Here is a 25,993-nt window from a genome sequence, read left to right as displayed (position 1 = left end):
GGACCGAACGCGAAGAGGAGTTCCATGATGGTCGGCCACGCGCTGCTCGCCTTCGGGGTGGCGGCGCTCGTCGCCCAGCGATTTTGGTCCGCGGAGCGCGCGCTCGCGTTCGGGGTCGTCGCGGGCGTCTTCGCTACGATACCGGACGTCGATATGACCTACGCGGTCATTGGTCTCGCACAGGCCGGGTTCGGCGGTGTGTGGCACATGACGGCCGCGTTTTGGGGGAGTTCACAACTCGTCCATCGTGCCGTAACCCACTCGCTCGTCGTCGCCGCCGTCGCCGGCCCCGCGTTCGTCTTGGCCACGGGGAATTGGCCGCGCAAGATGGTTTCTGCCGGACTCCTGGCGGTGCTCGTCTGGGTCGCCCTCGGAACGAGCGGCCTCCTCGGCGCGGGTGTCATGCTCGTCTTCGTCGTCGTCGGAACGGTCGCCGCGCTCATCGCCGACTCGAACACCGACCTCGGGCCGCGGGCGTTGTTGCTCGCCGCCGTCTTCGGCCTCGCATCACACCCCTTCGGTGACGTGTTCACGGGGTCGCCGCCGCGGTTTTTCTACCCGTTCGACGTGACGCTGCTTCATTCACGACTCGCCCTTCTCTCCGACCCGACGCTGAACCTCCTCGCCATCTTCGGTTTGGAACTGGGACTCGCGTGGTTCGCCGCCGTCGTCTACTTCAGTCTCCGTGCCGGGAACGCTCGGCGGGAGTTGCGTGAACACGTCCACCCGCGTGCCGCGCTCGGCGTCGGCTACGCCTTGGCCGCGCTGGTGATTCCCGCACCGACGCTCTCGGTGTCCTACCAGTTCGTGTTTTCCGTACTCGCGGTCGGTGCCATCGGCGTCGGGCCGCAACTCCACCCCGAACGCCCGTTCCGTCCCGTTCGGAGCCCCACCGCATGGATGTGTACCGGCATGGCCGCGGTAACGCTCGCGGTCATCGCGTACGCCGGGATGTACGCTTTCTCCTGATTTTCACATTCGTCGATAGCTTCTCGGCGGTTGCGTTACCTACCCATTCTTACCGTTCCCGCCCATATTCGCTAGCATGGCACAGCGGGTCAGCCAGTTGGACGCGCTCGTCGAGGACAAGCGAGTCAACGCCGGACTGGCGTGGCTACTCATCGGATTTCTGCTCGTCGTTGCTATCGGCAGTCTGTTGCAGGACGACCTCCTGTGGATGCTGTTGGCCGCAACGGTCGCGGCCCTCGCGCTCGTTCCGCCCATCGCGTATCGAAACACCGAAGCGATGCTTCCGTGGGAGGTCCTCGTTCTCGCCGCACTCCCCATTCTCGGGCGGGAACTCGCGACGCTCGCGCTCACCACGCGAGTCGCGACGTACCTTTCCGTCGCCGCGCTCGCACTCATCGTGGCCGTCGAACTGCACGTCTTCACGCCGGTTCGGATGACGCACTGGTTCGCCGTCCTGTTCGTCGTCGTGACCACGATTGCGACGGCGGGCGTCTGGGCGGTCGTCCAGTGGCTTTCCGACGTCTACCTCGGAACCGAGTTCCTCGGCAGCGAGTATCAGTTGATGTGGGACTTCGTCTACGCGACGGCCGTCGGCGTCTTCGCCGGAATCATCTTCGAATGGTACTTCCGGCGGGTCATCCCGGCGGAAGAACGCCTCCCGGTCGAGATACAGGAGCACCTGCAATGAAGATCCGCGAGCGACTCGGAATCTCCGAGCACAGGCAGCGGCAGTTGACGCGGGTGATGGAGTTGAGCCTCATCGGAATCTTCTTCATCGGGATGGATCGAGGAAACCTCGGCATCATGATCAACAGCGCGCTGGCGTTCGCCATCATGCACGTCCCCGCCGTGCTCAAACGCGACTATCAGATTCCGATGGACGCGGGTCTGACGCTGTGGATCACCACCGCCGTCTTCCTGCACGCCGTCGGGACGCTCGGCCCCTACCAAAACGTCTGGTGGTGGGACCACGTGACCCACATGCTCTCCGCGTCCCTCGTCGCGGGGGTTGGCTATGCGACCGTGCGCGCACTTGACGCGCACAACCCCGACGTGTACCTTCCGCCTCGGTTCATGTTCGTGTTCATCCTCATGTTCGTCGTGGCCTTCGGCGTCATCTGGGAAGTGACCGAGTTCGCGGTGAGCGGACTGGGCAGCATCCTCGGCGGAAGCGCCGTCCTCACCCAATACGGACTCGAAGACACGATGCTCGACCTGCTGTTCGACACCGCTGGCGGCCTCATTACCGCGATTTGGGGTACCGCGTATCTCACCGACGTGACCGGTGCCCTCGCCGACCGTCTCGACACCCAAATGCAAGGCTCGGAGTAAAACGAACTCGGTACGATGGCCGGTTGCTGACCGCCTCCCGTTCGAACGCCGCGGCGGATAAGCCCGTGACACGGACCCCGAAAACCGTCACTGCGGCCGATGCGATTTTCACCACCGACGGAGAATCATACGACGTCATGGTGTTCAAGAAGATCACCCTCATCGGGACGAGCGACGAGAGTTTCGAGGAAGCCGCCGATACCGCCATCGACCGGGCGGAGGAAACCATCGACAACGTCAAATGGGTCGAAGTGGACACCCTCGGTGTCGAAGTCGCCTCGGTCGAAGGACGCGAGTATCAAGCGGAAGTGACCGTCGCGTTCGAACTGGACGAGTAACGCGAATCGAAAAACGAAGGATCGCCGACGAGACTGACGAAAACGGATATTTTTCGCGTCGAATCAGGTTCGGAAGCTCTCGCCACAGCCACACTCGGAAACCACGTTCGGGTTCTCGACGTGGAAGCCCGCACCTTGCAGGCCGGTTTCGTAATCAACGACGCTCCCCTCGATGTAGTTCATGCTCGCCGGGTCCACGAATACGCGCAGGCCGTAGTGGGTAAAAATCGTGTCGTCGGACTCGGGTTCGTCGTCGAATCGCATTCCGTAGGAGAGGCCGGCACAGCCACCCTGTTGGACGAACAGGCGAAGTCCGGCGACCGAATGGTCGAGTCCCTCGCCGTCCAACAGGGACAGCGCTTGCTCGGCCGCATCCTCCGTCACCTCGATTTGCGGGACATCCTCGCCGTTCGGCGCGGCATCGGTACTCATGCGTATGGATAGCCGTCCGAGCCTCATTAACGTTGGCCTGCTTGCAAAGAGTCGGTGGGGGCGAGAGTGATGGCGTGCTCGAAAGAGATCAGATCATCCGGCACGGTGTGATAGTGGGAGCTATACGAATAGAATCACTGGAATGAGGTTCCTAAAAACCCTCGCCAGATACTCCGAGTTATGTTTCGTATTTCGAGGCCGAAATTACTGCGACTAAGACCCTGAAAGCCCCCGACCGCTCACGGTCGCTGTGCGGGATATCCGCGCTCCCTCCACAACTCGCGCGGATAGTGGCCCACACGGTCGACTATGTGAACGCGACCGGACGGCCCCTTTCAATTCCACCCAACCGTCACCACACTGCGCCACATCCTCCCCAGCCGACTCCTTCGCATTCACTCAGTCGTCCCTCGCACGCTATCAGCGGGCGGCTCGGACGACTGCTATCCTCGCCGCCCTGCCAGCGCGCACCACACGAAAACCCGGGATGTACGAAGCTGAACAAATATCCTACCCGTTCCAGAGTTATCACTTTTCGATTCGGGGTACGTCGTTAGAAGTGTTGCGAGAGCCTGTGATTGGCCCCTTCGAGTTGTTGCGAGGGAAGAACGCTCTGCTGCGGTCTTCCCGCACTCGTGTGAGTGCGAGGGAAGGGAGTTGAACCCTTGGACCTCTACAGGAGCGGATCTTGAGTCCGCCGCCGTTGGCCGGGCTTGGCTACCCTCGCACGCAGTTCGTAATGCATCGTGGGGGTGTTAAAACGTTGCGAATCGAGAAACGACACTCCTTTTCCATGTCGCCCCGGCACTCGAACCATGACGAACGCCGAAAATCGCCTCGAATCGGCCGTCCGCGCCGCGAGAGCGGGAAGCGAAATCGCCGCCGAGGGCTTCCGCGAGGAGTTCGCCGTCGAGACGAAATCGAACAAGACGGACGTGGTGACGGAGTTCGACCGACGAAGTCAGCGCCGCGTCATCGAGGAGATACGGGACGAGTTCCCGGACGACACAATCGTCGGCGAGGAGGAGGACGCACTGAAGGAGGTCCCGGCGGAGGGCGACGTCTGGATCATCGATCCGATCGACGGGACAAACAACTTCGTGCGCGGGATTCCGCTGTGGGCGACCAGCGTCGCAGCGGTACGGGACGGGGAAACCGTCGCGGCCGCGAACGTCTGCCCGGCGTTGGGCGACACGTACACCGCGGACGCGAACGGGGCGTCCTTGAACGGCGAGGAGATGACGGTCAGCGACCGAACCGACCCCGAGACGTTCACCGTCTGCCCGACGATGTGGTGGGACTTCGACCGCAGGGAGGAGTACGCCGCGACGGTCGAAGGCATCGTGAAGCGATTCGGCGACATGCGCCGGTACGGGTGTGCCCAAATCGTCCTCGGAATGGTCGCGAACGGCGCGCTGGACGGCACCGTGACGAACATCGTCCCGAACCCGTGGGATACGGTCGCGGGCGTGTTCATGATTCGGCAGGCGGGCGGGACGGTCACGGACATCCACGGCGAACGGTGGACGACACGGAGTCGAGGGTTGGTCGCCTCGAACGGTGAGGCGCACGACGAAGTCCTCGCGGCGGCCCGCGGCGCCGAACCATATTTCGATAAATAGATTGTTAGAATTTATCATCGAAGTACCGTACGTTGACCGAGTTCAGGTGTACAATTATTTAGCAGTGGGGCTTCACGGTAGCGATATGAACCTGGATGACACGGACCGTGCCATTTTGAAAGCCCTCCAAGCGAACGCTCGAACGCCGTTCAGCGAAATCGCGCGACAGATCGACATGTCCAGTGCGACGGTACACGACCGCGTTAACCGGATGGAAGAAGCGGGCGTCATCACCGGCTATCACGCGACGGTGAACCCGAAAGAAGTCTCGCTCGGCATCTCCGCGTTCGTCGGCCTTCGCGTGGAACAGGGCCGCGAGAAGGACACACTCAAACGCCTCGAAAGAATCGAGGGGATTCAGGAAGTCCACCTCACGACCGGTTCGTGGGACGTTTTAGCGCGAGTGTACGCCGAAAACGCGGATAGCCTCCGCGAACTGATGTTCGACAACATCGCCCAGATGGACGGATTCGCCCGCTCACAGACGATGGTCGTCCTCGGGTCGCCCTACGAGAGCGAGGAACTCCCCCTCGAGATGAACATCGACGAGTGACGAGACCGGAACCCTAAAACCCGCTCGCTCCGGTTCGTGCGATATGGACACAGCAAGCGAGGAACCCGACAACGAGCGACTGTGGCTGGGGGCCGTCGCCGCCGCCATCGTCGCGCTGGTCGGCGGCGCGCTCGCGTTTCCGAAACGAGTGTACGACGGCTTCATCTGGCACTACTTTTGGGGCCCCGTACTGGCCGACGCGAAGAACGCATCGTGTGCCGTCCGCGTGGACGGCGCGACGAAGTACATCTACGACGCCGGAACCTGCGCGACGGCCCCGGGTCCGGTCGCGGAACCCGGCTACACCCTCGTCTCGGAGGTCGGCTACGCCGTCACGCTTATCATCGCGCTGATCGGCGTGGTCTATCTCCTCCGCCGTCTGGACGTCGGACAGGAGCGAGACCTCTTCTACGCGCTCTTTCCGTTCATGCTCTTCGGCGGCGCGCTGCGCGTCGTGGAGGACGCGAACGATGCCCTCGCACAGGCGGGCCAAAGTCCGATTCCGTTCCCGTGGAACACGCTCATCATCAGCCCCATCATCTATTTCACCGTCTTCGGCGTCACGCTCGCGGCCCTCGTCGTGAGCGTCGCGCTCGCCCGTAGCGGCGTCGTGGAGGACTACGAGTACCCGCTCGCGGGAATCGGAACGCTCGTCCTCGCCGCCACGATCGGGTATCTGGTCTTCTTGACGGCGACGACCGATCGCCTGACGTTCTATCCGCAGGTGCTCGTCGTCGTCCTCGGGGGCGCGACGCTCGTCACCGCTATCGTCTGGTGGGCGGTGAACCGATACGCTCCCGAAATCAACGCGGGAACGGCCGCGATGGGTGCGGTCGTCATCTGGGGGCATGCGGTCGACGGCGTCGCAAACGTCGCCGTTCTCGACTGGTCGGGCGCGCTCGGACTCGGCGGAGCGTATACCGCAAAACACCCCGTCAACCGCGCCATCATCGACATCACGACGAGCGTGTTCCCCGCCTCGGTAACGAGCGTTATCGGAACGGCGTGGCCGTTCCTCCTCGTCAAAATCGTCGCCGCGGTCGCCGTCGTCTGGGTGTTCGACGAACAGATATTCGAGGAGAGCCCCCGCTATGCCATCCTGCTCCTCATCGCAATCGTCGCGGTCGGACTCGGACCGGGAACCCGCGACATGCTCCGGGCGACGTTCGGAATCTAATCCAGTCGTCGCAACGTCGATTCGGGGAAATACCGGTCGCCACAGTTCCCGCACACCGCCGCTTCGACGTTCCGTGCGTTCAAGTGGTCCACGGAGACGGTTCGCTTCGACAACGGCGACCCACACGTGGCACACGAGAGGTCGAACTCGGTCGTCATACTGTCACTCCAACGAACGTATTTAGTATATTATGCATTATTGATACTTTCCTCTGATAGGCGTTACGGCCGAGTACAATATAAATCCATGTGCCATATTGTCACGGTTGGGATGGCGGTTTTCTCGCTAATTCGCCGCGCGCTGTCAACCAATTCAGGGATACGGATGCGGTTTCCGGTCGAGACGGGCCTCGAATCCGAGTTCCGCGGGGACCGTTCGCGCACGCTCGCCGAAAAACGCCTCCCCGGTGAACAGCGGTTGTGCCTCCGGTGCGAGGACGCGGACCGCCTCGAACCCGAGCGATGCCACGTCGCGCGTCGTCACCCGAGCGCCGTACACCGAAAACGCCTCGCTCGCCAGCGACACGACGGCTTCCAACTCTTTTTCCCCGTTCCGAATCCCCGAACCGACGCTTTCGCTCGGAATCGTCGTTTCCGGCGAGACGAATTCGCGGGCCGCTTCCGGGAACGACGCGTACTCGGCAATCGACCCCTCCGCCTCCGCCGCGTCGTCTCTCCCCATCAGGTTCAGTTCCGTCCAGTTCTGGAGGGCTTCCGCGAGGGCGGAACGGGCCGCCGCGTCCGGGTCCAGATCGGCACCGGACCCGACCGCGAACTTCGGCCACTCCCCGTCCCGATGGACCACCACCGCGACCACCGGAACGTCGATGTCCTGTGTGACGAGGAGTGCCGTCACGTCCAACCCCTCCGCGCGTGCTCGCTTAGTCAGCGTCTCGAAGCCGTCGTCCTCGACGTGCAGGCCGAGCGGTTCGAACGACGAGTACCACGCAAGCATCGTCGCGTCGCGCTCGATGACCTCGTACAACCCGGACGTCAGCGCCTCCGCCGTCGAGTTGCCCAACCCTAACCCGGTCGTTATGGACGGCTTGAACCGCGCCGACGGCGGCGGGAAATGGACGAATTCGGCCGGGAGGTGGACGAGTTCACCCGTCGTCAGGTTTCGACCCGACACCCACTGGAGTTTGTCGTCGTTCGGATCCGGCCACCCCGCCGGTCGAACGAACTCGGCGGGCGAAACCGCGTTCCCGAGGGCGGAGGGTCGCGCCGTCGCGAACTCCGATTCCCGATACACGCCCGCGCAGTAGCGCTCCATTCCCTCGCCCAGCGCCTTCATCAGCGCCTCGTCCCAGCCGTCCGCGACGCCCGCGGACTGCCCCGGTGCGCGAACGTCGCTGAATCCGCTCGTGTCCGTAACGGTCGCCAGATAGTACGGCACCGGAAACGACGACACCTCGCCGAGCGACTGGATGACGCCGAGGCGCTCGTCCAACCCCAGTTCGGCGCTCGAAATCGCCTCGTCCAGCGTCCGCTCCTCGTACCCGATACCGAGCGTTCTGTCCCGCGTTTTTCCGCACGTCGGACAGTTTGGGACCGGAAGCAGTCGTCGCTCCGCGTGGGGAACCTCCACGACGCCGCCGAGGATTTCCGACCCGTCCCCCGCCGCGAGCGCCGCCGCTTCCCGTCCCGCGACCGCACCCGCGAATCGCTCGGTGACCGAATCGTATCCGTCGTTTTCGGTGTCCGTCGTGCCGTCGTTACTCCCTTCCGCGTTGGCCGCTACGCGTGCGCGCAAGCAATCGAAACAGGGTGTTTTCGGCGAAAAACCCGAAACCGCGGCGTCGACGCCGGGAATCGACCGGCCGCCGATGCCGCCGAGTTCGACCCCGATCCACGGGACGTCCGCCCGATTCGCGCGTTCGAAGACGGACGCACCCACCTCGTCGATGACGACTGCGAGGTCCGCATCGTCGATGCCATCGACGGCGAGTTCCGTGACGGTTCCGTCCACGTCCGACAGCGCCGTTTCGACCGCATCGGCACCGGGGCCCCGACCGATAACGCCCAGCAGGGTGTTCATGAACGGGACGAGACGCGCGGGTAGCAAAAATACGGCGGATGGCTACCGCTCGCGGGGAGTAAAAAAACGGAAAGGAGTCGTGCTGAATCAGTTCAGCATGCTCTGTGCGACGCCGGCGAGCTGGTCGGTGTCCGCGTTCTGAAGGTCGTCGTTGGCGAGCTTCAGGCGGAGACGGGGACGGCCGACGTCGATGGGGACCTTCTCCGTGCCGATGAGGCCCATGTCTTCGAGCTTGGTCTTCGTTCGGGAGAACGTCGCCTTGCTCGCGATGCCGACGTCCTCGCCCCACTTGCTGATGTCGTAGAGGAGCGCCTCGTTTTTCGCCGCGACGAGGAGGCTGATGGTCACTTCGTCCAGTCCGTCGCCGTCACCGCGAGCGGTTTCGAGCGAGGAGAGGACGCTGTTGAAGTCGTCTTCCGCTTCGGGACTGATCTCCTCGCCGAGCGTCTCGCGGACGCGCGTGATCGGGGGCGTGCGGAGCGAGAAGTCGCTTGCGTCGTCCCAGAAGTTCGTGTAGGTGCCGTAGGCGGCGTCCACGAAGTCATCGTCGTCGGAGGTCAGACCCCCGACGCGGTCGCCCGCCGTCACGAGTGCAATGACGACGTCCTCGGTGACGAGGAGCGAGTTACCGGAGGAGTCCTCCGTCGTGCGCAGCGTGAGCGCGCCCTCGTCGATGAGGTCCGCGGCGTTGCTGGCGATGATGAAGTCCTCCATCACGTCTTTCAGAGTCCCTTCGTCCGCGAGCATGCGCATCTCGGGGAGGTCTCCGTCGTACTCGGTTGCGGCATCGATGAGGTCTTCGATGGCGCTGGCGGATGGGTTCACGACGAGCATCACGTCGGGACCCTGGTCGATAACCGTCTGCAGGATTTCGTGGACGCTTTGGTTCAAGAGGTTCGATTTTGTTTCCATGGCGGGACGGAAGAGATTCATCTATTTAATTTTAACGCTCGAAACCAACGGAAATCATAGGTTATGTAGCATGAACAATTAGTCAACGTCGTAATTACAACCGGCAATTTTGTATAATACCACCCTGATTGCCCAAATCTCTTCAATAGAATTGAATTTTAGTGTATGGCCGCGAGAGTGTTCAGAAGGCGTAATATCGCAATATTTTCCGGACGTCAAGCGTCGCTGACCGACGATAATCGCATAATTCCACCGAGTAATTGCTAATTACCAATTCCATATTGCGCGAACAGTCCGAAAGAATGAAGGTATGATGTGATGTATCAACATGCGTCATGCGAGGTAAAATTGAGGGTTGGATGATGGAGCATCCGTGGACAATCAACGCGGCATTCGGTCTTATGTTCGCGACCGTTATCCTTTCGGACTGGGGAATTTCTCCCTTGGAGAGTGCAGCGGGCACTCATGGGCCGTAATCACAGTATAGACTCCAATTCAGCGGACCAGTACAGTTCCCCATTGAAAATTATCGGTATTTTTGCCCGTGTGAGGAGCGATATGAGTTCAGCGCGGGTTAACGTGAACGTCGGAACGTTTCCACTGAGATACATCTCGTTCACTCCTTTTATATATGGCTGGTAATTGCTCCCGGGGTGTTGTTCGGTTACCAGCTGGTAGGAGAGTTCGAATTCGGAGGCACTGACGGCGGTCAGATCACCGACAGCTGGGAACGTGTTGTCACACTGTGTTAGTTGGTGCGTTCCGTCGCCGACGACGGCGTAATCCTTGTTCATCATGATCCGCCGGCGCGCCAGTTGTAACGCCCGCTGAATGCTGAACCCGTTTATCACCAACTGTGCGAACGAGACGCCGACCTTCCCGGCCTGTTTGTTGAGGACCTTGTTGAACGTCACGGCACCCGCCACGCTTCCCTTCTTGACCAACTCCATGCCTTGCTGGTAGGAACCGCAGGCGTTCAGGAAGAAGGTCTGAGCGTTGCTTTCATCGATACTCGATACCGAGAGGTGACCGTCCGTACATCGCAGTCCCGAGTCCTCGCAGTGGCCGATGTAGTGAATGAAATCACAGGGTTGTTCGAGCGTCTCGGCGAGTTCCCCTCGTGAAAGGTGCTGGCGAACCGTAACGTCGATGGGGAGGTCCTCCGACCGCTCCAGGTATATCTCCGCGACGTCCTCGTGTTCGTCGCCCATCAGATCATCGTTCAGTATCAACGTCACCGAGATGTCGCCGCTCGACCGGTCGAAGTACTTGAATCGGTTTTCGTAGGCGCTCGGATCCGCTTTGAACACGTCGATGGGAACCCCATCTGCAAGCCAGCCGTGAACTTGGCCCTTCTGTAACACCGGTTTCACCCGCTCGATCGTGGAGACGCCCTCCGTCGCCCGAGACGTATCCCGCTCGGCATTCCCCTGCGACGCCGGTGTCCGAGGGTTATCGCGGTAGAAATCGCCGAGCGATACGTCGAGGAGTTCGTCCTGTTCGAGCGGGGACGATTCCGGGAGATAGATGGCACTCAGGTTCGAGAGGAGGTACGGGAGCGCCGAAACGTTGTCCACCGATGGCTCGACGTACATGGACAGGTGCCATTCGGGGAGTCTCTCGTCGATGCGCTCGAAGTCGAGGAGGTCGTACTCGACGAACTGCTGACCGGGAGTCGCCTCGTACGTCGCTTCCGGGTCGATGTCGAGTTCGTCCAACAGGGACAATTCCGCGAGGTCCCAACTGTGCGGTCCCTCGTTCCGAACCAGACAGTCCAGAAAGAACACCCGCCGCAACATGGACGCGACCTCCGTTTGATACGACGGGAGCGGGTTGAAATCGTACGTGAAGTTGGCTTCGGGGACGACGAGCAGGGGAGCATCACACTCCTCCACGTGAACGTCCGCCTGTAGATAGTACGCGAGCGGCGCGGTGACGAACAGCGTCTCCAAGTCGTCGGGAACCCGTATTTCGATCCCGGAGTTCTTTTTCTGCTGTCGTACCGGTTCCGGGATGTTCAACTCCGCCCCTACCTCGAACCGCGGCGGATGGCCGCGGAGGGTCGGATATGACCGGTCCGGACCGGTCGTCTTGTGCGAGGAGGAAGCGTAGGAGATGGCCGTCGCCACGCCCTCGGCCGTCGGTGGGACGGTTATCGTATCCACGGGAATCTTGTGATGGCTTCGAAAGCCGAGCGTAACCGGGATTTTCCGCGGGAAATCGATGATTAACGAGCCGAAGTCGTCGGTCTTTCGAATGATCGCCGGCCCGGAAAAACGGAGATACGTCTTGATGTTTCCGTGGATGTTCGCCAGATATTGGCCGTCGGACAGTTCGAGGGGTTCGGTGTCGTTACCGTGTTCGTAGCGGGCACCCGTTTCGACTTCAGTGACGCTGACGAGGCTTGGCGGGAGGGACAGTTTCGAGGCACGGCCCGAGACGGATTCGTCGATCGGGCGGTTGATGGCTTCCGCCCCCGCTACCGTCTCCCAATCGGGCGCACGTACGGTAACGCCGGTTTTCGTCCGGTCGAACGCACGAACCCCGGATCCCGTTTCCTCCCACTCTATCATACCGGTAATAGAATCGTTATCTCACTGTTAGTTTATATTTCTGTCGGGGACGTATCCGTATTGCACGAAAGGTAAACTTATACGCCGTGGTGTCCGGGTGTTTCACATGGAGTACGATACCATCCGGGCGGTCGACCCGGACGTCGCCGACGCGCTCGAAGCGGAAGTCGAACGCGAACGCGACACGTTGGAAATGATAGCCAGCGAGAACTTCGTCAGCGAAGCGGTACTCGAAGCGCAGGGGAGTACGCTGACGAACAAGTACGCGGAAGGCTATCCAGGCGAGCGGTACTACGGCGGCTGTGAGCACATCGATACGGTCGAGAGCCTCGCCATCGAGCGCGCGAAGGAACTGTGGGGAGCGGAACACGTCAACGTCCAACCGCACAGCGGGTCCCAAGCGAACATGGGCGTCTACCTCTCCGTCCTCGAACCGGGCGACAAAATCCTCTCGCTGGACCTGACCCACGGCGGCCACCTCAGCCACGGACACAAGGTGAACTTCGCCGGGAAACTCTACGAGGTCGAACAGTACGAGGTGGACCCCGAAACCGGCTATCTCGACTACGACGAGATATACGCCCACGCGGAGGAGTTCGACCCCGACATCATCGTTTCCGGGTACTCCGCCTACCCGCGGCAGGTCGAATGGGAGCGGATTCAGGAGGCCGCCGACGCGGCGGACGCGTACCACCTCGCCGACATCGCCCACATCACGGGCCTCGTGGCGGCGGGCGAGCACCCCTCGCCGGTCGGCATTGCCGACTTCGTCACTGGGTCGACGCACAAGACCATCCGCTCGGGCCGCGGCGGCATCATCATGTGCGACGAGGAGTACGCCGACGCCGTCGATACGGCGGTCATTCCCGGCATGCAGGGCGGCCCCCTCATGCACAACATCGCGGGCAAAGCGGTCGGATTCCAGGAGGCCCTCGAACCCGAGTTCGAGGAGTACGCCGCCCGAACCGTCGAGAACGCGAAGGTCCTCGCGGAGACGTTCCAGGACCACGGCTTCGGCCTCGTTTCCGGTGGAACGGACACCCATCTCGTACTCGTCGACCTGCGCGAATCTCACGAGGACGTGACGGGCAAAGACGCCGAAGAGGCGCTGGAAGACGTGGGAATCGTCCTCAACGCCAACACTGTTCCGGGCGAGACGCGTTCCCCCTTCGTCGCCAGCGGCATCCGCGCCGGGACGCCCGCGCTGACGACCCGCGGGTTCGACGCTGACGACACCAAACGCGTCGGCGAACTCATCGCGCGTACGATCAATCATATAGGGGACGAAGACGTGAAGGCCGAAGTCGCGGAGGAAGTGCAGGCGCTCTGCGACGCGAACCCCCTGTACGAGTAATCGACTCCCGATTTTTTCCTTCGAGACGACACACCTAATTCGGCACGCCGTGAGTCACTACCATGCCGGAACAGCTAGCGGGCTTCAAGCGTGCCGACATCGTGTTCACCGACGGAACGTCCCTCGCGGACGTAACCGTCGCTATCTATCCGGGGTGGATTCGAATCCAGACCGAATCGGCAAACCAGTTCCATCCGCGCGAACAGGTCGATAGGATTCAGTCGAGTCGGTGATACCGATGACCGACGATTCGGACGTTCTTCGGGTGACGATACATGTGGAGGACGAGAGCGTCGAGTACGTCGAACGTGATGACCTAGTTCGCTTTCCGCGTGTTCGATCCGGCGATGAAACACTGGAGTACGGCACGATGCCAGTCGAGAGATGGGTCGAATTTCGGGCTGCCGAGGCCGCGAAGGATGCCGTCTGGGAAGAACTGGAGAAGCGAGTGAACGAAGAAATTTCCGGAGTCGCTATCGGGGTCGGCTCTACCGATGACGGTGCTACGACGGCCGTGAAAATGTACCACCAACGATGGCGGAACACCGACGGCACCGTTACGGAACCGTCGGTTTCGTTCGACCGGTTGAAAGAACTCACGCCGGAGAAAATCGCCGTAACCGCGAAATACCGCGACGAGACGTATTCGTGTTCGGTTCCCGTCGAATTGGACAGCGTGGTAGCGGAGTTCCTCTGACCCTCAATAGACACAATCGTGCATATATTCAGATTTTAAATCCCAGAAATGCGCACGAACCCGAATGTTGAAGGGGCTTCGAGTCACATTCTTCGGTAATGACGGACATCATCGACGGACGCGCGGTGGCGGAGGGCATTCGAACGGACCTCGGCGAGAGCATCGAGACGCTGAAGGACGAGGGTGTAACGCCCGGATTGGCGACGGTCCTCATGAGCGACGACCCCGCGAGCGAGACGTACGTGTCGATGAAACAGCGCGACTGCGAGGAGGTCGGTATCAACGGGATTCATATCGAAATCGACCCCGACGCTCCCGCCGAGGAACTGTACGACACCATCGACGACCTGAACGAGGACCCCGAAGTACACGGCATTCTCGTCCAGATGCCGGTTCCCGATCACGTAGATTCGAGGCAGGTCCTCCGCGCCATCGATCCGAAGAAGGACGCCGACGGCTTCCACCCGGAGAACGTCGGAATGCTCGTCGCGGGGCACCCGCGGTTCAAACCCTGCACGCCGCACGGGGTCCAGAAACTCCTCGAATCGGCGGACGTGGACCCGGAAGGGAAGGACGTCGTCATCGTCGGCCGGTCGAACATCGTCGGCAAACCGCTGGCGAACCTCCTCATTCAGAAAGCCGACGGCGGCAACGCGACGGTGACGGTGTGTCACTCCCGCACCGACGACCTCGCCGCGAAGACCCGCGATGCGGACGTCGTCGTCGCGGCCTGCGGCGTCCCCGAACTCATCGACGAGTCGATGCTCTCGGACGGCGTGACCGTCATCGACGTCGGCGTCAACCGGGTGGACGCGGACAACGAGAAGGGCTACGAACTCGTCGGCGACGTGGACTTCGACAGCGCGAAGGAGAAGGCGAGCGCCATCACGCCCGTTCCGGGCGGCGTCGGCCCGATGACCCGAGCGATGTTGCTCTACAACACGGTGAAAGCCGCCGGAGAACAGGAGGGCGTCGAGGTCGAACTACCGTAGTCGTCCGGTCGTCCGCGACTGCGACTACGCCAACCGCGAGAGCGTGTCCCGACTGCTCGCGAGTGCGTCCAAATCGCCTTCGTCGAAGTACCGCGCCAAATCGCGCGCCGCGGAGACGAGGGCTTCGGCTCTGTCGATGTCGATGCCGCCTTCGAGCGCCTGGGCGCGGCGGACGTGTTCACCAAAGGTTTCGAGCGTGTTTCTCCCCTCCCGGTCCACGTCGTGTTCCCTCGCCCACTCGCCCATCTCGCCGTGGTACTCCTTGAGCGACTCCGCGTCCGCCAGCCCCCGAATCTCGTAAATCGACTCGGGGAGGTCACGGGCGTCTGGTCGTTCGCCCTCGTCGGCCCCGCGGAGGAGCGAGAAGAAGTATATCTCCTCGTCGTCCGTCATCCGCATCGAGCGACTGAACAGTTCCCCGGCGTGCCGAAGTTCGCCCGCCGCGAGGTACGTGTCGTCCAACGGGAGGAGTTCGCCGCCGCTGATGAACCCGCGTTTTCTGCGGTACTCGCTCGCCGCTTCCGCCGCGCCGGTCGCGACTTCGCGAACGGGTTCCCTGTCGAGTGCGTCGCGTACGTCGGCCAGTTCGAGCGTCGCCGGACTGTCGGTGTGTTGCATCCGGTCCTCGTCCAAGCCGACGCTCTGCATGCTCTCGCAGTTCGGACAGGTGACGCTCCCCGTCTCGTAGTACGACCACTGGGTCCCACAGTTCTTGCACTCGCGGGTTCCGCGGACTTTCATGTCCCACGATTGCGCTTCCGGGGTAAAAACTCTCACGCGCGACGGACGTGAATCGGTAGCGCCGCGGACGCGAGCACGGACCACCCCGTAGATTTATCAGCGGTCACGAACTACGTGAAGGTACTATGTCGAGTGAAACACGCTCGGAGGATAGAGTAAGTCGCCTCGTGGCGGCTGGTCGAGAAATTCTCGGCCACGTGTCGCACTGCTGATTCTGCGGAGTATTCGGTCGGATCGGACGACTCGCTCGTTACCGAGGAGACGCGGGTCTCCGCCGAGAACTCGGACGACGGCGTGTCGCTGACCGTTTCCGGCGAGACGTACGACCTGACCAGACGCGAGGCCGACCGGTTGCGCGAAGCGCTGGGACGAGCACTGACCGAACGCCGCGAGTTCTTCCGCACGGCGGGCGAGTACAGGGATGACGGGAGTTACGTCGTCTCGCGCCGCGGCGCCGACTCCGCCGGGCATCGAAAGGTGTTCGAGCGGTTCGACGCGCTGGTGGACCTGTACGAACGACTGCCGGGGACGTTCACCGCGGAGGAGGTGGGCGAGCGCGGATTGACCGGCGGGCGACGCCACATACTCGTCCACCACCTCGCGGAACACCCCGATTTCGACTGCGAACTCGTCTCGCATCAACCGCTCACGGGACGGAAGGCGGACGAGGGAACGACGAGCTCCACGGAGGGAAGCGACACCGAGAACTGAGTTACCGAGTGGTGAACGCTTTTCGCGATGGACTCCCTCGTCCCGCGTATGACACGACCAGCAACGCCGCGACCGTCCACGTTCTCCATCGTCGCGCGCGACCCCGAACAGGACGCCGTCGGCGTCGCCGTCCAATCGAAGTTCATCAGCGTCGGGAGCGTCGTCCCGTTCGTCAGCGCGGACGCGGGGGCAATCGCCACGCAGAGCTTCGCCAACGTCGCGTACGGCCCGGACGGGCACGAACTCCTCCGACGAGGGAAGTCCGCGAAGGAGGTCGTGATGGAACTCACCGGCGCGGACCCGGAGTTCGAATCGCGACAACTCGGCGTCGTGAAATCGCCGGTCGCCATGCGCGACCAAGGTATCACCGAAGGGGCGGACGAAGCGGGCGAAACCATCGCCGCCTTCACCGGGACGGACTGCTTCGACTACGCGGGCGACATCCAAGGCGACCACTACACCGTACAGGGAAACATCCTCGAAAACCGCGAAACGCTCGAAGCGATGGCGGAGGGTTTCGAGGAAACCGAAGGCGGTCTGCCAGAACGACTCATCGCTTCGCTTCACGCGGGCAACGACGCCGGTGGCGACAAACGCGGCGAGCAGAGCGCCGCGCTGTACATCGCCAAGCCGGAGGGCGGGTACGAAGGACGAAACGACCGCTGGGTGGACGTTCGCGTGGACGACCACGGGAAGCCGATCGACGAACTGGAACGAATCTTCAAAATCTACGACGTGACCCTGCTGGAACGCGAGGAAGCCGACGAAACGCGGGAATTGACCGGCGACACGGCGGAACGTGTGTCCGAAACGCTGGTCGAACTCGGACTGTTCGACGGCACGCCGTCGGCGACGTTCGGCGAGGACGAACGCGGCGCGCTCGAAGACTTCCGCGGCATGAACAACTTCGAGAACCACTCGATCCCCGTGCTGGAGGACGCCCTCGCTCGCGGATGGGACGACGCCGACGGGGACGGCGAGGAGCGGATGGTCGATGCGCTCTGGCATGGCTTGTCCCGCCTCGACCGAAAGTAGTGGGCGAAGTCGACCGACCGCCGGAGATTCAGCTTACGCCCATACTCGCGCCGACATACATAACCCACAGAATCACGAACCGATACGATATGCGCGACGAAGAGGAGATACGAGAGCAGTACGAGTTCCTCAAAGAACAGCTCGAAAGCGACGAAATGAACCATCAGGGAATCCGCGAGATGTTCACGCATTACAAGCGGGCGTTGGGGTGGACGCTGGAGGAGGAGTACATCTGACTTTTTTCCAGCCAGTCAACGGCAGTTATCGAAATCGTTACCTTTAAGTCATTACACCGTATTGTTGCAGTTGACGCTTCGCTTTGGAGGGCCGAAGCGTCAGCGGGGACCAATTCAGGGCGGCAAGCGGTACGCGGGGTCTTTTCGCCCCCGCGTGTTCCGCTTTCCTTTCGAAAATCAATCGACGAGCGACTGCTTTCTGTAAGGCGACAAGCGCACGCGCAGTGTTTAATAATGCCCATTCCACTTTCCATACCCATCCTACTTGCCCCACGCGATGCGTCGCTATCGAATGACGGGTCGGACGCGAACCGACGAGAAGACGGGAAATGACGGGAGTCTACTGCTGGACGCCGGACCGGCCGGTCAGACGATCGAGAGCGATTCGGTCATGTCGCCGACCGAAAGCCAGTAGTCGCCGGTATCGACGACCAGTTCGCCGCGGGAGAACACGTCGCCGAGAACGTTGGCGAGCGGGAGCACTGTCGAGCGAACGTCGACACGGGCCGTCTCACTGGCGTCGAGGGAAACGCGCTCGAAACCGACGACGACTTCCTGCGGATACATGACTTCTCCGTGTTCGCGACCGCCGTAAACCGGGACGACCGTCTCGCCCGCCGTATCGCCCGTGTTCTGCACCGTAACGGAGACCGTGACGTCGTCCGTCGCCGCCTTCTGTGGCAGTTCCGTCGGGCTGATTTCGATGTCGCTGTACTCGAACTCGGTGTAACTCATCCCGTGTCCGAACGGGAACAGCGGCGTCTCGTGCGACCGTGGCGGGTCGGTGTTGCCCTCTGCGTTGAACTCGTCCGGCGGGAAATTGTTGTGGACGTTGGGGAGTTGCCCGGTCCCCTTTGGCCACGTGAACGGCAACCGACCGCTCGGGTTGGCGTCGCCGAACAGCGTCGCGGCGACCGCTGGCCCCGCCGCGGTTCCCGGAAGGTAGGCCATTAGCGACGCCGAGAGGTGATCGAACACCGACGTCCCGCGCGGACGCCCGGCCATGATGACGCCCACCGTCGGGGTGTCCGTCTCCGCCACCGTCTTTACGAGTCGCCGTTGTGCGTCCGGAAGGGCGAGCGTGTCGGTGTCGCCCTGTTCCTCCGCGTACGGTCCCTCGCCGAGGACCGCCACGACCACGTCGGCGCATTCCGCCGCGTCGCGGACCGCCTCCTCGTTCGAGAACTCGTGGAGGCCGGTCGGAACGTGCGTGACGGACGCCCCGGACGCTGCCTCGGAAATGCCGTCGAGAACCGTGGTCGCCGGTGGCTCCGTGTCACCGACGCCCTGCCACCCGAGCGACCAGCCGCCCATCTGGTTCGCCACGCTGTCGGCGCTCGGTCCGGTGACGAGAATCGACCCCGCGTCGGACCCGAGCGGAAGCGTTCCGTCGTTGGTGAGCAGGGTCATCGATTCCGTCGCCACCTCCCGCGCGAGGTCACGACCTTCGGAGACGACGTCTTCGACCTTCGAGGGTTCGGCGTAGGGGTCCTCGAACAATCCGAGATTCTCCTTGAACGCGAGGACGTTCGTCACCGCGTCGTCGATGCGTTCCATCGAGACGCTCCCCTCGTCCACGAGTTCGATGAGTCGTTGCTGGTAGCCCTCGGCGTCGTCGCCCTCGATGCCCGCCGCCGGGACCATGTACATGTCGATACCCGCGTCGATGCCCAATCGGGTCGCCTCCTTCAGGTCCTCCGCGAACCCGTGGACCTTTATCATCCGATAGAAGTCGTGCCAGTCGGTGACGACCATCCCCTCGAAGCCGAGTTGGTCGCGGAGGATGTCCGTGAGGAGTTCCTTCGACGCGTGTGCGGGAACGCCGTTCAACGATCCACTGTTGACCATCACCGTCTCCGCTCCCGCCGTGATTCCCGCGCCGTACGGAGGGAGGAACGTGCTCACGAACGTCCGGTACGGCAACAGGGCCGAGGTCCTGTCGTTCCCGTTCTCCGGTGCCGAGTATCCGGCGAAGTGTTTGACGCTGGCCCCGGTTCGCTTGTAGCCGTTCGTCTCCTCCTCGTAGCCGCGGACCTTCGAGGCGACCAACCGGGACGCCAGATACGGGTCCTCGCTGAATCCCTCGTAAAAGCGACCCCAACGCGGATCGCGCTGGAGGTCCGCGACGGGAGAGAAGTTCCAGTGGGTCCCCGTGACCCGCATCGTTCGACTCGTTATCGACGCCATCTCCTCGGCGGCGTCCGCGTCCCACGTCGCCCCGACGCCGTGGTTGTGCGGGAAGATGGTCGCTCCCTCGATGTTGTTGTTCCCGTGGACCGAGTCGATACCGTAGACGAACGGAACTCCGAGGCGAGTGTCCTCGACCATCGCTTTCTGCCGCACGTCGCTCTCGCGTGCGACCTCCTCGGGATCGAACGAGGGCAGGTACATCAGCGACCCAGGCTTGTACTTCCGGAGCGCCTCGGCCGGATTTTCGCTCGAAACCTCGCTCGCGGCCATCTGTGTCATCTGTCCGACCTTCTCTTCGAGCGTCATCTCGTCGACGAGGTTCGTCACCCGGTCGCTGGGGGTCGTCTGCGCCGTCGCGATGGCCGATTCGCCGAGGTAGCTAGCGAGCGCCGCCGTCAGCGCGATTCCACCCGACTGTTGCATGAAATCACGCCGCGATGAACCGCTTGTGGTATCCTTTCGCATGCCCCAAAGTCTGAGAAAAGGAAGGGGTTAAGATTTTTTCTCTATCCAATATACATTATTATTGAATGGGCCTAAATTTGAAATGGGTTCGGTCGGTCTGCAAGTCATCGTAGAACGCGAAAAACGATTTTCGAGGGTACTGACGCGACAGCGTGGCCGGACGGGTGTTCCCAGCGACCCTGATGAGCGCCGAGCCGGACGAACACGGCGGATTTCGAACTATTCGATTTCGAGCGTTCCGTCCGTGTCGTCTTGGCCTTCCTTCCATTCGAGTTCGAACTCGACGCTGAGTTCGTTTCGACCGGACGACGAACTCTCGCGTTCCGCCTTCACCTCGAACGACGGACGGTTCGGTGGGTCGAGCGTCACCGACTGACTCCCCGCATTCAGCGTTATCGACTCGCCTTCGTCGAGTTTGTCTGCGACGGCACGAAGGTAGTTGGCGATTTCGCTACGGCTTCGATCTTCTTCGGTTTCGAACAGGACTTCTTCGGGCATGTCACTAGAAACGACGCGGACGGTGATAAGTACGAGGCACCGCGGAGACGAGATACCCGTCGAAACTGTCGGAACCAATATTCTTATTGCAATCATACACGTCAACGATATTAATCATGCACGAGTTGACGGGATTTCAGCGGGACATACTGTACGTCATCGCCGGGCACGGCGAACCACACGGACTCGCGATTCAGGAGGATCTCGAGAACTACTACGACACGGAGGTACATCACGGGCGACTCTACACCAACCTCGATGCACTCGTCGACGAGGGACTCGTGGAGAAAGGCAAACGTGACGAGCGAACGAACTACTACACATTGACCGCGCACGGCGAAAAACACATCGAGGAACGCCGCGCGTGGGAAGCACGGTTCATCGATTGAACGGGTCGTCAGTCGGCGTCGTCGCCGTCGGTCGGTGTCGGGGACCGAACGGTCATCTCCTCGTCCGGAACCGGCGAGGTTGCATCGACCGATCCCGCTGATTCCGCCGATTCCGTCGGGTCGTGCGGCGGTTGCGGATACTCCGTTCCGTTCCGTAGATACGTCGGGTCGACCGCCCACGGTTCGATGGGGTTCCCGGTGATGAGTTCCGGCAGCACGATTTTCACGAAGTGAACGACGAGGACGAGTATCATCGGCCCGAGGAAGATTCCGTACCACCCGAACAACAGGGGGCCGAAGATGTACGCGAGCATGACCATCCCGACGTGGAGATTGCGCCCCGAAACGTACGGCCGTAAAACGAGGTCCGGGATGGTGTCCACGATCACGAGCGAAACGAGCGCGAATACCACGGGGAACCAGAGGATGCTGGGGTCGCGGGTCATCAAGGCCTCCGCGCCGATGACGCCGGTCACGGGGAAGTAGACGAGTTTCATCCCGACGACCGGAATCAGGCTGGCAACGCCCGTCAGCAGTCCGACGACCGTCGGATACGGGATTCCCAGTCCGGGCGGAGCGATCATGTCGAGGAGGTTGTAGGAGACGGCCCCGATGGTCCCCGTCATGAACGCGTTGAGGATGTTGCCGAAGAAGATGCTGTTGAAGTCCGAATCGACGCGATGGACGTACGCTTCGAGGACGCCGCCGCTGTCGGCGAACGTCCGGTGAAACCACCGCGAGAGTTTGTGGTCGTCGCGGAGGAGGTAGAACGCGATGGCGATCATCACGAACAGGTGGAGGGCTCCGTTCCCGACGAAGGCGAGGTATTTGAACGTCGAACCGAACGCCTGTTCGATGAGCTTCGTGTTGACCCCGTTTTCGAGGAGTCGTTCGGGGTTCTGGACGAGTTGGGAGAAGTCCCCGTACTGCTGTATCGGCTCTGGAAGTGTACCGAGATTGGCCGTCTGTGCGACCGTCGTGAGTTCGTGAAACGCGATGAGGAGCGTGTACGAGACGAGCAAAATCGCGGGGAGGGCGAGGACGAGTAACGCGACGGCGGCGGCGAGGCTTCGCGGGCGAATCCGCCGCTGAAGCCGACGGTAGACAGGCCGCGTCGCATAGTAGAGAAACAGACCGAAGACGAACGTCCCGATGAACGAATAAATAACGAACAGCGCCACGAGGCCGAGCATCCCGCCACCGGCCCACCACGCTGCCCGTGATTTGTCAATGTTCAATCCGGAGACCATACATCAGAAGTTTGCGGGCTGGGCTTAAAGATTTCGCGCCTGAGAGACAGATAGCAACAACCCTTTTAACCGACTACCGCCGTAGTAGGTGGAGTGCCCGGAGTAGATTCCATCCTCGCGTCGGCCACGTTGGAAAGCGATGTCGCCCGTATCGCGGTCGCCGGAGCGCTCGGTCTCTTCCTCGGATTGGAGCGCGAATGGTCCCAGAAATCCGCCGGGATTCGAACGTTCACGCTCATCAGCCTGCTCGGCGCGGCGTTCACCATCATCGACAAGGACGTGTTGCTCGCCTTGGGTGGTCTGCTCGTCATCGTCCAAGGAATTTTGCTCGCGGTGCAGGGCCTGATGGACGACGACGAGGACACCGGTCTCTCGCTCACCACGTCCGTCTCGATGCTCGTGACGTTTGGCGTCGGCGTGCTGGTCGCGGAGGGCTACATCCTCGTCGGCGTCACCGTCGCCGTCGTCTCGTCGCTCCTCCTCGTGTTGAAGCGCGAACTACACTCGTTCGCGTGGGGACTATCCCGGGAGGAACTGCGGTCCGCCGGGGAGTTCGCCATCCTCGCGTTCGTCATTTACCCGCTTCTCCCGCGCGGCGAAGTCACCTTCGGCGGCATCACGTTGAGTCCACGGCTCATCTGGCTGATGGTCGTGACCGTCGCCGCAATCGGCATCGCGAACTACGCGGTCGTCGAGACGTACGGCGGACGAGGGATCGCAGTCACCGGCTTTTTCGGTGGATTGGCTTCCTCGACTGCCGTGGTCGGAACGATGCTCGATCACGTTCGCCAGCAACCCGAGGCCGCGAGTTACGGCGTCGCCGCCATCCTCCTCGCCGACGCCGCGATGGCGCTCCGAAACCTCGTCATCGCGTTGGCGTTCACCGTCGGCAACCCGGACAAGACGCTCTACGGAGCCATCATCCCGCTGGGAACCATCATCGTCGGCAGCGTCGCAATCGCAGCCTACTCCGCCGACTGGTCCCAACAGATGGACATCGACCTCGAAAGCCCGTTTTCGCTCCGAAACGCCCTCGGGTTCGGCGTCATCTTCCTCCTCGTCGTGGTCGGCGGCGCGGTGGCGAAGAGCCAGTTCGGCCAGACGGGATTCTACGTCACCGCGCTCCTCTCGGGACTCGTTTCGAGCGCGGGCGTGACGGCGTCCGCGGTGACGCTCTACAGCGGCGGCAACGTGAGCCAACAGACCGCCGTCTTCGGTATCCTGCTCGCGACGGCATCGAGCATCCTCGTCAAAGCGGCGCTGACGATTTCCGCACCGAACAGGAAGTTCGCCTACCGAATCGCGGTTTGGAGTACGGTCCTGCTCGCCGCGTCGGGGGTCGCCGCGCTCTTCGCCGTGATGTGAGGTACTATAACGAATTTTTTAAAGCGGGGCTATCCGTACCCGCTACATGGACCGAGAAACGGCGGAGCCACGGGTCCGGGAGATGCCGGGCCAAAAAGCACGGGAATGGGCAGACTATCACCACCAGTTCGCCGCCCCGACGACCTACGTATACGATTTCGTGTGGGACCTGACCGAGGACGCGGAAGGTCCGTTTTGTACCGACGTCGACGGCAACGTTCTCCTCGATTTCACCAGCCACGTCGCCGCCGCCCCGCTGGGATACAACAACCCCAAAATCAAGGACAAACTCGACGAGTTTCCCCTCCCCGATCCGACGAAAATCGCCGGACAGGACTTCTACGCGGCGGGCGGATGGCCGCCCGAGGACCCCGAGTTCCCCGGCCCGACGCAACTGATGGAACGACTCGTGGACGTGACGAGCCACTACGACATGGACACGGTCTTCCTGTCGAACTCCGGCGCGGAGGCCATCGAGAACGCCATCAAAATCAGTTACAACCGCGGCGGCCACCGCGCGTTCAACTTCGACGGCGCGTTCCACGGGCGGACGCTCGGCGCACTCTCGCTCAATCGCTCGAAAGTCGCCCATCGCAAGGGCTATCCCGAGATTCCGGGCATCGTGAGCGTTCCCTACTGTTCCTGTGCGGGCGAGTGCAACTGCGGGTGGAAGACGAACGGTCCCGGCGGCAACGTAATCGCCGACAAACTCGACCCCGATCAAGGCGTCATCGACCCCGAAGAAGTCTCCTACATCATCCTCGAACCCGTGCAGGGAGAGGGTGGCTACCGCGTCCCGAACGACGAGTTCATCCGTGACATCGGCGAGATTCAGGACACCTACGATATCACGATTATCGCGGACGAAATCCAGTCCGGCATGGGTAGGACGGGCGAGATGTGGGCGGTGGATCACTTCGACCTGCAACCCGACGTCATCACCAGCGCGAAAGCCCTCCGCGTCGGCGCGACCATCTCGCGCTCGGACGTGTTCCCCGAGGAGAAGGGCCGACTCTCCTCGACGTGGGGCGCAGGCGACGTTCTCTCGTCGCTCCAGGGCGTACTCACCATCGACGCGATTCACGAACACGACCTCCTCTCGAACGCCGAGGAGCGCGGCCGGCAGGCGCGCGAACTCATCGCCGACGCCTCGCCGAAGTCGCTCGTGGACGTTCGCGGCCGGGGACTGATGCTCGCCGTCGAGTTCGATACGAAGGACCGACGCGAAGCTGTCGTGGACGCCGCACTCGAACGCGGCCTCCTCACGCTCGGCTGTGGCTACAAGACGCTCCGTCTCCTCCCGCCGCTCGACGTGACCGAGCGCGAGATCGACCTCGGCGTCAACCTCCTCCTCGACGCCATCGAGGACGTCGCGTAACGCTATATCCGTCCGCGACGTTTTCCTAGCATGAGCGTCACGGCCGACCTGTCGATCTCCGGTGACGAGTTCGTTCTCGGAACTGCCCTCCGTACCGACGCCGATGTTCACGTCGAACTGGAGCGTGTTGTTCCGTCCTCACGACAGGTCCTCCCCTTCTTCTGGGCTATCGGATCCGACTCCGAGACGTTCGAGGCGGACGTACGTGGAAATCCCAACGTGCAGAACCTCGTCGCGTTGGATCGAATGAAGGGACGCGTTCTCTACCGAGTCGAGTGGAGCGAGGAGGTCGAGAGTTTCATTCACGGAATCGCGGCGGTCGGTGCGACCATCCTCGAAGCCACGGGCGACAGACTCTGGCGGTTTCGACTTCGCTTTCCCGATCACGGCGCACTGTCCGAGTTTCACGACTACTGCGTGGCCCACGACATCCGCTATACCCTGGACCGAGTCGCGACCGAGATCGGGGCGGAGCGAGAGGAGTTCGGACTGACGCCGGAACAACGCGAAACGCTCGTGTTGGCGCTCGAAAAGGGTTATTTCGACGTGCCACGCGGCGTGACGCTGACCGAACTCGCCGACGAAATCGGCGTCACACAACAATCGGTGTCCGAGCGCGTCAGGCGCGGGACGGGAAGCGTCCTCGAAGCGGTACTCCTCGAAGCGGACGGGAACGAACCCGGAGTACCGTAAAAGTGGTCTGTAATAACAGGCAGTATTCCTATTCTCACAACACCGTTGTTCGAG

General features: G+C 62.1%; 27 protein-coding genes and 1 tRNA gene. 18 read left to right on the top strand and 10 right to left on the bottom strand.

What is annotated here, in order from left to right:
• Window positions 1-24 precede the first annotated feature (24 nt).
• From ACGYLY_RS02625 to ACGYLY_RS02610, 4 genes are all read left to right on the top strand, one after another.
• On the top strand, window positions 25-969 hold the full coding sequence (locus tag ACGYLY_RS02625) for a metal-dependent hydrolase (RefSeq protein ID WP_395283117.1): 945 nt from the start codon (window positions 25-27) through the stop codon (window positions 967-969).
• A gap of 76 nt (window positions 970-1,045) precedes the next feature.
• Window positions 1,046-1,657 carry a hypothetical protein gene (locus tag ACGYLY_RS02620; RefSeq protein WP_395283118.1) on the top strand — a complete coding sequence of 204 codons (612 nt, stop codon included), beginning with the start codon at window positions 1,046-1,048 and terminating at the stop codon, window positions 1,655-1,657.
• On the top strand, window positions 1,654-2,301 hold the full coding sequence (locus ACGYLY_RS02615) for a hypothetical protein (protein WP_395283119.1): 648 nt from the start codon (window positions 1,654-1,656) through the stop codon (window positions 2,299-2,301). Before ACGYLY_RS02620 ends, ACGYLY_RS02615 begins: the two co-directional genes overlap by 4 nt.
• 137 nt (window positions 2,302-2,438) lie before the next feature.
• Entirely contained in the window at window positions 2,439-2,639 is a 201-nt protein-coding gene (locus ACGYLY_RS02610) for a dodecin (RefSeq protein WP_395284169.1), read from the top strand.
• A gap of 63 nt (window positions 2,640-2,702) precedes the next feature.
• On the opposite strand, the gene ACGYLY_RS02605 is transcribed toward ACGYLY_RS02610, so the two are convergent.
• Window positions 2,703-3,071 carry a HesB/IscA family protein gene (locus ACGYLY_RS02605; protein ID WP_395283120.1) on the bottom strand — a complete coding sequence of 123 codons (369 nt, stop codon included), beginning with the start codon at window positions 3,069-3,071 and terminating at the stop codon, window positions 2,703-2,705.
• A 642-nt stretch (window positions 3,072-3,713) separates the two neighbouring features.
• A tRNA-Leu gene (locus tag ACGYLY_RS02600) sits at window positions 3,714-3,798 on the bottom strand.
• A gap of 88 nt (window positions 3,799-3,886) precedes the next feature.
• Between ACGYLY_RS02600 and ACGYLY_RS02595 the strand changes: the two genes are divergently transcribed.
• The 3 genes from ACGYLY_RS02595 (at window position 3,887) to ACGYLY_RS02585 (ending at window position 6,423) form a co-directional block, all read left to right on the top strand.
• Window positions 3,887-4,693 carry an inositol monophosphatase family protein gene (locus ACGYLY_RS02595; protein ID WP_395283121.1) on the top strand — a complete coding sequence of 269 codons (807 nt, stop codon included), beginning with the start codon at window positions 3,887-3,889 and terminating at the stop codon, window positions 4,691-4,693.
• Window positions 4,694-4,778: 85 nt separating this feature from the next.
• Window positions 4,779-5,246, top strand: coding sequence for an Lrp/AsnC family transcriptional regulator (locus tag ACGYLY_RS02590; RefSeq protein WP_231182628.1), 468 nt, complete (start codon window positions 4,779-4,781; stop codon window positions 5,244-5,246).
• Between the two features lie 43 nt (window positions 5,247-5,289).
• Window positions 5,290-6,423, top strand: a complete 1,134-nt coding sequence (locus ACGYLY_RS02585) for a DUF63 family protein (protein ID WP_395283122.1) — start codon at window positions 5,290-5,292, stop codon at window positions 6,421-6,423.
• Here ACGYLY_RS02585 and ACGYLY_RS02580 read toward each other — a convergent pair.
• The 4 genes from ACGYLY_RS02580 to ACGYLY_RS02565 all read right to left on the bottom strand — a co-directional run bounded on the left by ACGYLY_RS02580 (window position 6,420) and on the right by ACGYLY_RS02565 (window position 11,945).
• Window positions 6,420-6,581, bottom strand: coding sequence for a hypothetical protein (locus tag ACGYLY_RS02580; protein ID WP_231182626.1), 162 nt, complete (start codon window positions 6,579-6,581; stop codon window positions 6,420-6,422). The genes ACGYLY_RS02585 and ACGYLY_RS02580 overlap by 4 nt on opposite strands.
• Before the next feature lie 154 nt (window positions 6,582-6,735).
• Window positions 6,736-8,460, bottom strand: coding sequence for a YcaO-like family protein (locus ACGYLY_RS02575; protein WP_395283123.1), 1,725 nt, complete (start codon window positions 8,458-8,460; stop codon window positions 6,736-6,738).
• An 87-nt stretch (window positions 8,461-8,547) separates the two neighbouring features.
• The gene (gene tbsP / locus ACGYLY_RS02570; RefSeq protein WP_395283124.1) at window positions 8,548-9,372 is read right to left on the bottom strand and encodes a transcriptional regulator TbsP; all 825 of its coding nucleotides are present in this window, start codon (window positions 9,370-9,372) and stop codon (window positions 8,548-8,550) included.
• 476 nt (window positions 9,373-9,848) lie between these two features.
• The gene (locus ACGYLY_RS02565) at window positions 9,849-11,945 is read right to left on the bottom strand and encodes a hypothetical protein (protein ID WP_395283125.1); all 2,097 of its coding nucleotides are present in this window, start codon (window positions 11,943-11,945) and stop codon (window positions 9,849-9,851) included.
• Between the two features lie 106 nt (window positions 11,946-12,051).
• Between ACGYLY_RS02565 and glyA the strand changes: the two genes are divergently transcribed.
• The 4 genes from glyA (at window position 12,052) to ACGYLY_RS02545 (ending at window position 14,988) form a co-directional block, all read left to right on the top strand.
• Window positions 12,052-13,299 carry a serine hydroxymethyltransferase gene (gene glyA / locus ACGYLY_RS02560; RefSeq protein ID WP_395283126.1) on the top strand — a complete coding sequence of 416 codons (1,248 nt, stop codon included), beginning with the start codon at window positions 12,052-12,054 and terminating at the stop codon, window positions 13,297-13,299.
• 62 nt (window positions 13,300-13,361) lie between these two features.
• Window positions 13,362-13,532, top strand: coding sequence for a hypothetical protein (locus ACGYLY_RS02555; protein WP_231182621.1), 171 nt, complete (start codon window positions 13,362-13,364; stop codon window positions 13,530-13,532).
• Between the two features lie 5 nt (window positions 13,533-13,537).
• A complete protein-coding gene (locus tag ACGYLY_RS02550; protein ID WP_395283127.1) occupies window positions 13,538-13,996 on the top strand; it encodes a hypothetical protein in 459 nt (152 codons plus the stop codon).
• A gap of 98 nt (window positions 13,997-14,094) precedes the next feature.
• Window positions 14,095-14,988 (top strand): bifunctional methylenetetrahydrofolate dehydrogenase/methenyltetrahydrofolate cyclohydrolase, encoded by an 894-nt coding sequence (locus tag ACGYLY_RS02545; protein ID WP_395283128.1) that lies wholly within the window; start codon window positions 14,095-14,097, stop codon window positions 14,986-14,988.
• Window positions 14,989-15,012: 24 nt separating this feature from the next.
• Here ACGYLY_RS02545 and ACGYLY_RS02540 read toward each other — a convergent pair whose 3' ends face one another.
• Window positions 15,013-15,729, bottom strand: a complete 717-nt coding sequence (locus ACGYLY_RS02540; RefSeq protein WP_395283129.1) for a TFIIB-type zinc ribbon-containing protein — start codon at window positions 15,727-15,729, stop codon at window positions 15,013-15,015.
• 294 nt (window positions 15,730-16,023) lie between these two features.
• On the opposite strand from ACGYLY_RS02540, the gene ACGYLY_RS02535 reads away from it, so the two are divergent.
• The 3 genes from ACGYLY_RS02535 (at window position 16,024) to ACGYLY_RS02525 (ending at window position 17,711) form a co-directional block, all read left to right on the top strand.
• Entirely contained in the window at window positions 16,024-16,440 is a 417-nt protein-coding gene (locus ACGYLY_RS02535) for a hypothetical protein (RefSeq protein WP_395283130.1), read from the top strand.
• 48 nt (window positions 16,441-16,488) lie between these two features.
• Entirely contained in the window at window positions 16,489-17,475 is a 987-nt protein-coding gene (locus ACGYLY_RS02530; protein ID WP_395283131.1) for a DUF1028 domain-containing protein, read from the top strand.
• An 89-nt stretch (window positions 17,476-17,564) separates the two neighbouring features.
• Window positions 17,565-17,711, top strand: coding sequence for a hypothetical protein (locus tag ACGYLY_RS02525; RefSeq protein WP_231182616.1), 147 nt, complete (start codon window positions 17,565-17,567; stop codon window positions 17,709-17,711).
• Between the two features lie 366 nt (window positions 17,712-18,077).
• Here the strand turns inward: ACGYLY_RS02525 and ACGYLY_RS02520 are convergent, their stop codons facing one another.
• Window positions 18,078-20,324 carry a glycoside hydrolase family 3 N-terminal domain-containing protein gene (locus tag ACGYLY_RS02520; RefSeq protein WP_395283132.1) on the bottom strand — a complete coding sequence of 749 codons (2,247 nt, stop codon included), beginning with the start codon at window positions 20,322-20,324 and terminating at the stop codon, window positions 18,078-18,080.
• Between the two features lie 261 nt (window positions 20,325-20,585).
• On the bottom strand, window positions 20,586-20,864 hold the full coding sequence (locus ACGYLY_RS02515) for an amphi-Trp domain-containing protein (RefSeq protein ID WP_231182614.1): 279 nt from the start codon (window positions 20,862-20,864) through the stop codon (window positions 20,586-20,588).
• A gap of 116 nt (window positions 20,865-20,980) precedes the next feature.
• On the opposite strand from ACGYLY_RS02515, the gene ACGYLY_RS02510 reads away from it, so the two are divergent.
• Complete coding sequence (locus ACGYLY_RS02510) at window positions 20,981-21,253, top strand: PadR family transcriptional regulator (protein WP_395283133.1); 273 nt, start codon at window positions 20,981-20,983, stop codon at window positions 21,251-21,253.
• 8 nt (window positions 21,254-21,261) lie between these two features.
• Here ACGYLY_RS02510 and ACGYLY_RS02505 read toward each other — a convergent pair whose 3' ends face one another.
• Complete coding sequence (locus ACGYLY_RS02505) at window positions 21,262-22,503, bottom strand: AI-2E family transporter (protein ID WP_395283134.1); 1,242 nt, start codon at window positions 22,501-22,503, stop codon at window positions 21,262-21,264.
• Between the two features lie 93 nt (window positions 22,504-22,596).
• Between ACGYLY_RS02505 and ACGYLY_RS02500 the strand changes: the two genes are divergently transcribed.
• From ACGYLY_RS02500 to ACGYLY_RS02490, 3 genes are read left to right on the top strand one after another with little or no spacing between them, the layout of a single operon-like run.
• Window positions 22,597-23,868: an MgtC/SapB family protein gene (locus ACGYLY_RS02500; RefSeq protein WP_395283135.1), complete on the top strand. Its 1,272-nt coding sequence runs from the start codon at window positions 22,597-22,599 to the stop codon at window positions 23,866-23,868.
• A gap of 46 nt (window positions 23,869-23,914) precedes the next feature.
• Window positions 23,915-25,246, top strand: coding sequence for an aminotransferase class III-fold pyridoxal phosphate-dependent enzyme (locus tag ACGYLY_RS02495; protein ID WP_395283136.1), 1,332 nt, complete (start codon window positions 23,915-23,917; stop codon window positions 25,244-25,246).
• 30 nt (window positions 25,247-25,276) lie between these two features.
• Window positions 25,277-25,939, top strand: a complete 663-nt coding sequence (locus tag ACGYLY_RS02490) for a helix-turn-helix domain-containing protein (protein WP_395283137.1) — start codon at window positions 25,277-25,279, stop codon at window positions 25,937-25,939.
• Window positions 25,940-25,993: the final 54 nt, after the last annotated feature.

Origin of the sequence: Haladaptatus sp. CMAA 1909 (genome assembly GCF_043952005.1) — an archaeon.
In the GTDB taxonomy this organism is placed as follows: Archaea; Halobacteriota; Halobacteria; order Halobacteriales; family Haladaptataceae; genus Haladaptatus.
The sequence above is the reverse complement of the archived record's forward strand: the minus strand, read 5'-3'. Positions and strand labels throughout refer to the sequence as shown.